The sequence below is a fragment of the Bartonella sp. AD328YNZD genome, assembly GCF_042196425.1.
On the sequence record NZ_JBHIQG010000088.1, the window covers coordinates 1 to 7,795 of the forward strand.

The following is a 7,795-nucleotide window of genomic DNA, read 5'->3' on the forward strand; positions in this document are numbered from 1 at the left end:
AAACCTGCTAAGAGCAAAAATGGTATGGCACCATAATAGGGAAAACGCTCTATGAGACATAAATCGCAAGGAAGATATCCGCCAAGATATTCAAAACTAAGGGCGAGACCTATTGTGGCAGACAAGCAAAAAGCGAGAAAAAAAGCCCATAAACATTGTTCTTTTCTGCTGGGTTCAACATGAAGGTGCTTGTGTAAAAGTGGATGAGAAGACAAAACGCATGCCATTAAGTCTGTTCCTTATAAAAGCTTCTTGTTTAAAAAAGCTATGAAAATCCCATAAATTAAAAGGAGGCTAACACAACCAATGAGAACAATCCATTTAAAATGCTGTACTAGAAAATTCATTGCTTTTTGCCCAAAATGTTTAATCAGCCACGCAAGAAGATAAAAACGAGCGCCTCTGGAAAAAATACAAATAAGAATGAAAAATTCAAGACGCACACTCATAACACCGGCCAAAATTGTGACAATCTTGATGGGGGGAAGATGAAAAAAACCTGATGTTATCAGTAAAATGATGAGAAATTGCAGGGTTGTACTATTTTTCAGAGATTCAAAACTTTCAACCTTACCATAAATTTCTAAAATGGGTTTGGCAAGGGTATCATAGGCAAAATGTCCGATAAACCAACCGGCAATGCCTCCTAATACAGAACAGATCGTCGCAATCAAAGCATAACGATAAACCCGCTTTTGATGGATAAGCAGCATCGGAATATATAAAACATCTATGGGAATTGGAAAAATAGAACTTTCAATAAAGGCAATGAAACCAAGCCAGTGTGGTGCTGTACGCCGATTTGCTAAAGAAATCGTCCAAAGCTTTAATTTGTTTAATATCATGAGGCTTTTATAAGTTTAAGAGGTAAAGACTTTACAAATGAGATTGCTATAAATCCGGTAGAGAAATCCAATAAAGAAAATATTCCATAAAATAGATAAGAAAATGATATGAATTCTTAAAAAATGAGAAGTCTTCTGTTGACGAATCTGTTCTTCTTCATATAGTGCAAAGGAATAATCGACAAGTCTGTCTTTTATAGTCCTGTCTTTTATAGCAGTGTGCGGGTGTGGTGGAACTGGTAGACGCGCCAGACTCAAAATCTGGTTCCGAGAGGAGTGTCGGTTCGAGTCCGACCACCCGCACCACTTCATAAATATTTTCCTTTATCCTGTTACGGCGCATCACGTTGTTTTATAAAACATGGGGGGTATAAAACGTGGGATTTATAGACCGTGTTCAATGTTTGGCATGTTGAATGAAAAACCTCTAATACCCTAGGATTCTTTCATTTCAAGTCTGTTTGTAGTAAATCAACCAAAATCATGTCGCTTGTACGTTACAAGCTAGATGAGCTCGCGTGGAGTGAAATTTTACAAAAAATGAATAAAAATGCCTCTTATGCCGTTTCAAGGGCATCATTGGAGGTAAAGTATATGATGGATGGTGCCAGCTTGCATTTTTATGAAGTGTAGAGATGGTGCTCTATAGATTTTATATTCCTGTGGGTGCTGTCGCAAAATGAGCTTGAGGGTTTTGAGAGATGTTTCTTTAAAACACGCATGTGAATTGGCAACCCAAGTATCTTGAATTTGAGTGTGTTTGGTTTGAAGCGCTGCCGTATGATATGAAGGGTGTGATCCAAAAAAGATATGTGAGAAACAAAAACATGGGGCAATGTGTAATTTCCTCTCTTTAAAAGACAGGAGCAGAGGCTTAAAAGATTGTGCTTTAAAGGCTTTTGAAAGTCGTAAAGCAGAGGGAAATGGTAAGATTGGAAATTGGTTTTTACCTTGACAACTTCATGTGCTCCCTAAATGAAGTTGTCTTCCCGTTACAGAAATTACATAAACAGAGAACCGCAATATCCTCTCTCCATTCTGGCATACAATAGCGGTAAAATACTGTCGTTTGAAGTGTGGTAATATAGGGCATACTTCCTTGAAACGTTACAGTATTTTTTCGGTGTGTGTTGGATATTCTTAAATGTGTTTATCTTGCTGTAGGTTTAAGAGCATTCCATGCGGAGGAGCCCAAAGAAGCCCGCCCAAGAGTCCCCCGATATCCCCCAAGAGTTTTTGTGTTTTTATAAACGGACATGGTGTTTAAAAATGGATTTTTAGAATCTTTATCCTTTGAGAGCGGGGAGGCAAGTCAACATCATCTTATAAAACTGCAATTGATGCACAATATCCATATTTATTTTAAAGAAATATCTCTTAATAACGGCTCTCATTTATTTTATGATGGCACCTAGTGGTATGATGGTAAAGCTCTTATACTCCAAATGCATTACATGAAAGGCTGAGAGGATAGAAATTTGCTTTAAGAGAGGGAGAGGCTTTATTGTTTCGTGACTATTTGTTTAAAGTTTAGTACAGGCTTTTAGAATCTACGTCTTTTTAGGGGTAAAGGGGCATTAAAAAACCCCGTTTTTAACAGGGTTTTTTAATTGTTCAATTTTTCTACAAAACTTAGAATTTATAAGCGATACCAAAGCGAACATCATGCGTTTGAGAAGAGATTTTAAGGTTGTCGTTTGCAAATTTCTTTTTAAAAAAATCTGAATAACGATATTCTGTACGCATAATGATATTATCTGTCATTGCAAGATCAAAACCACCACCAATAGTGTAACCAAACATTGTTTTTGTCTCATCTAACACATTGCCAGAAGCAAAAATTGTCGAATCTTCTTGCGATTTTGATAAAAGTGACATGATATATTGCATCTGTGTGTAGGCTATACCCCCTGCAATATAAGGCATAAGACGATGGGAAGCAAAACCAATACGCGCGCGCGTGGCACCAGACCACGTTTCTTTCAATGTTACACTGCTAACAACAATGTCACCATAGTTGGATATCGTTTCACCCTGAGCTGCAGGTTTTATGATAGGAATCCCAGCTTTTTTAAAGGCAATGTTAATGGAGTTTGATTCATCTAGAATTTTCTTTCCATTGTCTGTTTGGGTGCTTTTCCTCCCAGACCAGACCATGTCGGTATCAAAACTGAAAACAAGATCTCCCAGATCAATATTAGAACCTGCATACAAACCTGCTCTCAATCCTGATAGTTTCGGTGATAAATCTCTATCAACCCAAGCCCACTTTCCGTCCCTAGCTTCTTGTGCATAATTTAGAGTATTTTTATTGGAAAAATATCCAATTTGTCCTCCAAAATAAAAACCAGACCAAGAAAAAGGCGCAGAAACAGTAACCGGTGAAATACGTGATGACGAAACATCTTGCAATGAAACCTTCGGTTCTGATTGCTTAAAGATTACTGTATCTGCTGCTTGCGCTGTTGAAGCGGTAATGAAGGTGAAAATAGATAGTGCAACTAAACATTTTGTTTTCATAAAAACGTCCCCAATTTATTTCAGATACAAATCGTATTATATACGAATTGGTTAAAAAAATCTATATTTAATATCATTATGAAAACTAAAACATTCAAAAACTCTATAATTATCCATATTTAAGCGTTCTTGAAACTTGTTTTCATGCTATTATCCCACGTTTATATTGATTTTTCAGTATTTTTATATACTCTTTCAGTGTTTTCTGTGTTTTAGAAAAAATTATAGTATAGTAAACAAGCTTTCTATTTATTAAAAAAATATTACTTTATATATATTAAAACACTTTTTGTTGTTAAATGTATTATCCATTATGATTGACACCAATGTGCTTAAATATTCAATTTATCGTAAAAATGCATATTGGTACCGTCATATTCGTTGCTCGTTTTTGATATTGCATAGCTTTGTATTGCGGTAGCCTTTTGAGCACTCGAGGGGATGAGCGACTTTATTTCTTTTTTATCTATATGCCACTTTTGCTTATAATAATCTAAGCGAATAGTTTTGATTGATTGAATGGAATACGAAGAATCAGAAGGAGTAAAGTGCGAGAATCTCAAGTCTCATGAGGTTTCTTATGCGCCATGTAAAACGGATAAACTCTCCGTTCCGTTCGCTTAAAGCCGGAACGTGGATGAGAGCCTAAAAACTGAATGTCGTTGGCTATTTTAAAGAGATTAGCGCGTGCATTCAGGTTTTTGTGGAAATGGGTGAGGGCGCCATAATGGGCAAATGCCTCCAATTTCTTGCGAGCTGTCAAGGATATCCCGTCAAAGAGTAGATTGTTTCAGCAAAGGTCAAAACCTTTCAGTACATCGAATTTTGTTCCAACAGCTGTTCCTCTATTGAGCACCCATTTTCACGCTTCATAAAGGAGACATTTCTCAATGTTCCTAAACCCATTTCACGACGGCGATTGTGAATGATATAATGATAAATCTATTGAGCACCTCTTTTACGCTTCATAAAGGAGAAAGTCGGTACCATTACTATATTTGCCAGTTCGTAGGGTGTTGTGACAGTCCTCTCCACAATGTTGTGATAGGCCCCTTTGTCCGTTGTGACAGTCCTTGGCACTTGAGGTGGTTCATTAGAGGCGTTTGTAGTCCTTATCGGATACAATTTCTATTCATACATTCATTGCGTTTGTGATGTGCAAGTAAGTGATTTTGATTGATGCAACATGGGACAGATTTAAAATGAGAAAATCTTACGGTATTTAGGATTCTCGTTCAATATGGATAACGCTAGATTATTATTATAAATAAACACATTATCTCATTGAGATAAGAGTTATTTACCCAATGTTATCAATAATGATAACATTGTAAAGCGTAACTACGATGAATTCATTAATCTTTTTATACTTCGATTGAAATTATGTCTATTAATACCGATTTTTTTGAGCTAATTTTGTTTGGTTGATAGCTAATAGATTTTCAAAATCAAGACGCGAAGCTAGAATGAAAAACACCTTAAGGTCATATCCCTTTAAATCACTTTTTGCCAGTATAGCTATTGGGTGTTGAGCTATGACTATCCATTCCTTTCCAAAATCGTTGTGCCTTTTAAGTACAATATAAGCAACAAAAACACCCATAGCATAAATGCGGCTCAGAGCCTAAAATGAACGCTGTGGGTAATTGTTATCGGTCATCATCGGGGTGTAAAACACCCCGATCTTTTGACAGAAAGATTTGTTTTAAGACGTTTGTATCTTTTTTAGTGAGTTGTTTATTGGGGAGCAATCATCTTTTTGGGATCAACTAATCGGTCATAATCCTCTACAAAAACCCCTGCTTTTAATGCTTCGGTGCGCAAAGTTGTATCATTTTTATGCGCTGCTTTGGCAATTTCAGCAGCTTTTTCATAGCCAATTTCTGGTGCAAGAGCTGTGACTAACATGAGTGAGCGCTCCATGAGCGAGTGAATATGAACACGATTGGCCCGTAATCCTTGAATACAATGCATATCAAAAGAACGCATGCAATCACCAAGAAGGGTAATTGATTGTAAAACGTTATAGCCAATAACAGGTTTATAAACGTTGAGTTCAAAATGTCCTTGGCTTGCGGCAAAGGTTACGCTGGTGTGATTACCAAAAACTTGGCATGCGACCATGGTTAAGGCTTCACATTGCGTGGGGTTGACTTTGCCGGGCATAATAGAAGATCCGGGTTCATTTTCAGGAAGACTGAGTTCCCCTAAACCGGAACGTGGACCAGAGCCTAAAAACCGAATGTCATTGGCAATTTTAAACAGATCAGCAGCTAAGGCATTCAAGCTCCCGTGGAAATGCGCAAGGGCGCCATGATGGGCAAGTGCTTCAAATTTATTGCGGGCAGTTTGGAACGTTATTTCTGTGAGAGTGCTCACTGTTTGCGCAAAAGCAACGTCAAAACCTTTGGGTGCATTCAGTCCTGTGCCAACAGCCGTACCACCTTGAGCAAGCATTTGGACATCGGTTAGAGCATTTTTAATACGCTGAAAATTGGCTTCTAATGCGGCACGATAGCCTGAAAATTCTTGCCCTAAGGTTAAAGGGGTTGCATCTTGCGTATGGGTGCGGCCGATTTTAATGATATCTGCAAATTCTTGCTCTTTTTGTTTTAATGTCGCAATAAGAGCTTCAAGGATTGGCAGTAAGTGTTGGCGTGTTTGCAACGTGGTGGCAATGTGAAGCGCCGTGGGAAAGGAATCGTTCGATGATTGGCTCATATTGACATGGTCATTGGGATGAACTGGTTTTTTGCTTCCAAGTTTTCCTCCCAAAATCTTACTAGCACGATTAGCAATGACTTCATTGACATTCATATTGCTTTGTGTGCCAGAACCTGTTTGCCAGACGGACAGTGGAAAATGCGTATCAAAATCGCCGGCAAGCACTTCATCAGCGGCGGCAATAATTGCTTTTCCAATATTTTCTGGTAGTTTTCCTTTGCCCATATTTACAATCGCTGCTGCTTTTTTGACAAGGACTAAGGCATAGATGATGGCAAGAGGCTGCTTTTCACTGCCAATATTAAAATTATGCAGAGAACGTTCAGTTTGTGCGCCCCAATAACGATCTTGACGTACCGAAATCGTTCCAAAGCTATCCGTTTCCTGACGTGTTTCAACCATGATAAGATCCTTTTTTGTTCACGGGTTCTCAAAAAAGATAGATAACGCGAAAGTGCAATAAGAGGCAAGACTTTGAAGCTTCATTTAGAGAAATTATTTTTATGGCTATTCTTGACATTGAGAGATGCCGATTTTATATCTAATACATGCTAGCACTCGTAGCTTGAGAGTGCTAGCAAGAACTTTTAAGATTAATGCAATTATGTTCAGTTTTAAGGATTTAAAACATGGCTAATATACAATTCCGCCCACTTCACGACCGTGTCGTTGTCCGTCGGGTTGAATCTGAAAATAAAACGGCTGGTGGGATTATCATCCCTGATACAGCAAAAGAAAAACCCCAAGAAGGCGAAGTGATTGCTGTTGGCAATGGCGCTCTCGATGATAACGGAAAGCGCGTGCCGTTAGAAGTCAAAACAGGAGACCGTATTTTGTTTGGAAAATGGTCTGGAACTGAAGTCAAGATTAATGGGGAAGATCTCCTCATCATGAAAGAATCTGACATTATGGGAATTATGGGCTAATTGAAGCGCTTAATTTTTCATTGTGTACTATTTTGAGAAAACTCCAAGGAGAAATTAAATGGCTGCTAAAGAAGTCAAATTTGGCCGTGAAGCGCGTGAGCGTTTGTTGCGCGGTGTCGACATCCTTGCTAATGCTGTTAAGGTGACACTCGGCCCTAAAGGTCGCAATGTGGTGATTGATAAATCATTCGGTGCGCCTCGTATCACAAAAGATGGTGTATCCGTTGCAAAGGAAATCGAACTGGAAGATAAGTTCGAAAATATGGGTGCACAAATGTTGCGCGAAGTTGCTTCTAAAACCAATGATATCGCTGGTGATGGAACAACAACAGCAACTGTTTTAGGACAAGCTATTGTGCAAGAAGGTGTTAAAGCTGTTGCGGCGGGCATGAACCCAATGGATCTTAAACGTGGGATTGATGCTGCTGTTGAAGAAGTGGTGGCAAACCTCTTCAAAAAAGCAAAAAAAATCCAAACTTCAGCAGAAATTGCACAGGTGGGAACAATTTCCGCTAATGGCGCTGCTGAAATCGGTAAAATGATCGCTGATGCTATGGAAAAAGTGGGCAATGAAGGCGTCATTACCGTGGAAGAAGCTAAAACTGCTGAAACGGAATTAGAAGTCGTTGAAGGAATGCAATTTGACCGTGGGTATCTTTCCCCTTATTTTGTCACAAATGCTGAGAAAATGGTCGCTGATCTTGATGATCCTTACATTCTCATTCACGAAAAGAAATTGTCTAATTTGCAATCTCTTCTTCCTGTGCTTGAAGCTGTTGT

6 protein-coding genes, 1 tRNA gene and 1 pseudogene are annotated in these 7,795 nt (G+C 38.5%); 3 read left to right on the top strand and 5 right to left on the bottom strand.

The features are described 5' to 3' along the window. Together ACFIO3_RS05745 and ACFIO3_RS05750 are read right to left on the bottom strand one after the other, a co-directional pair. The coding region (locus ACFIO3_RS05745) for a disulfide bond formation protein B (protein WP_375704190.1) at positions 1-227 on the bottom strand (227 nt) is incomplete at its 3' end. A 12-nt stretch (positions 228-239) separates the two neighbouring features. After that, positions 240-845, bottom strand: a complete 606-nt coding sequence (locus ACFIO3_RS05750) for a YqaA family protein (RefSeq protein WP_375606496.1) — start codon at positions 843-845, stop codon at positions 240-242. A 221-nt stretch (positions 846-1,066) separates the two neighbouring features. Here ACFIO3_RS05750 and ACFIO3_RS05755 point away from each other — a divergent pair. After that, positions 1,067-1,151 (top strand) — tRNA-Leu (locus ACFIO3_RS05755). Between the two features lie 1,326 nt (positions 1,152-2,477). Here ACFIO3_RS05755 and ACFIO3_RS05760 read toward each other — a convergent pair. From ACFIO3_RS05760 to fumC, 3 genes and pseudogenes are all read right to left on the bottom strand, one after another. Beyond that, the gene (locus ACFIO3_RS05760; RefSeq protein ID WP_375704191.1) at positions 2,478-3,365 is read right to left on the bottom strand and encodes an outer membrane protein; all 888 of its coding nucleotides are present in this window, start codon (positions 3,363-3,365) and stop codon (positions 2,478-2,480) included. 625 nt (positions 3,366-3,990) lie between these two features. Further along, positions 3,991-4,209 (bottom strand): annotated as a pseudogene (locus tag ACFIO3_RS05765) (lyase family protein); the annotation flags it as partial. An 893-nt stretch (positions 4,210-5,102) separates the two neighbouring features. Beyond that, positions 5,103-6,491: a class II fumarate hydratase gene (gene fumC / locus ACFIO3_RS05770; protein WP_375606494.1), complete on the bottom strand. Its 1,389-nt coding sequence runs from the start codon at positions 6,489-6,491 to the stop codon at positions 5,103-5,105. Positions 6,492-6,718: 227 nt separating this feature from the next. On the opposite strand from fumC, the gene groES reads away from it, so the two are divergent. After that, positions 6,719-7,015 (top strand): co-chaperone GroES, encoded by a 297-nt coding sequence (groES, locus tag ACFIO3_RS05775; RefSeq protein WP_005774667.1) that lies wholly within the window; start codon positions 6,719-6,721, stop codon positions 7,013-7,015. A gap of 58 nt (positions 7,016-7,073) precedes the next feature. Further along, on the top strand, positions 7,074-7,795 hold a 722-nt coding region (gene groEL, locus ACFIO3_RS05780; RefSeq protein ID WP_375704192.1), incomplete at its 3' end, for a chaperonin GroEL.

Bases quoted from the DNA above. Each gene is read 5' to 3' on its own strand.
- ACFIO3_RS05750 (WP_375606496.1), bottom strand. From the start codon at position 845: ATGATATTAAACAAATTAAAGCTTTGGACGATTTCTTTAGCAAATCGG.
- ACFIO3_RS05760 (WP_375704191.1), bottom strand. From the start codon at position 3,365: ATGAAAACAAAATGTTTAGTTGCACTATCTATTTTCACCTTCATTACC.
- fumC (WP_375606494.1), bottom strand. From the start codon at position 6,491: ATGGTTGAAACACGTCAGGAAACGGATAGCTTTGGAACGATTTCGGTA.
- groES (WP_005774667.1), top strand. From the start codon at position 6,719: ATGGCTAATATACAATTCCGCCCACTTCACGACCGTGTCGTTGTCCGT.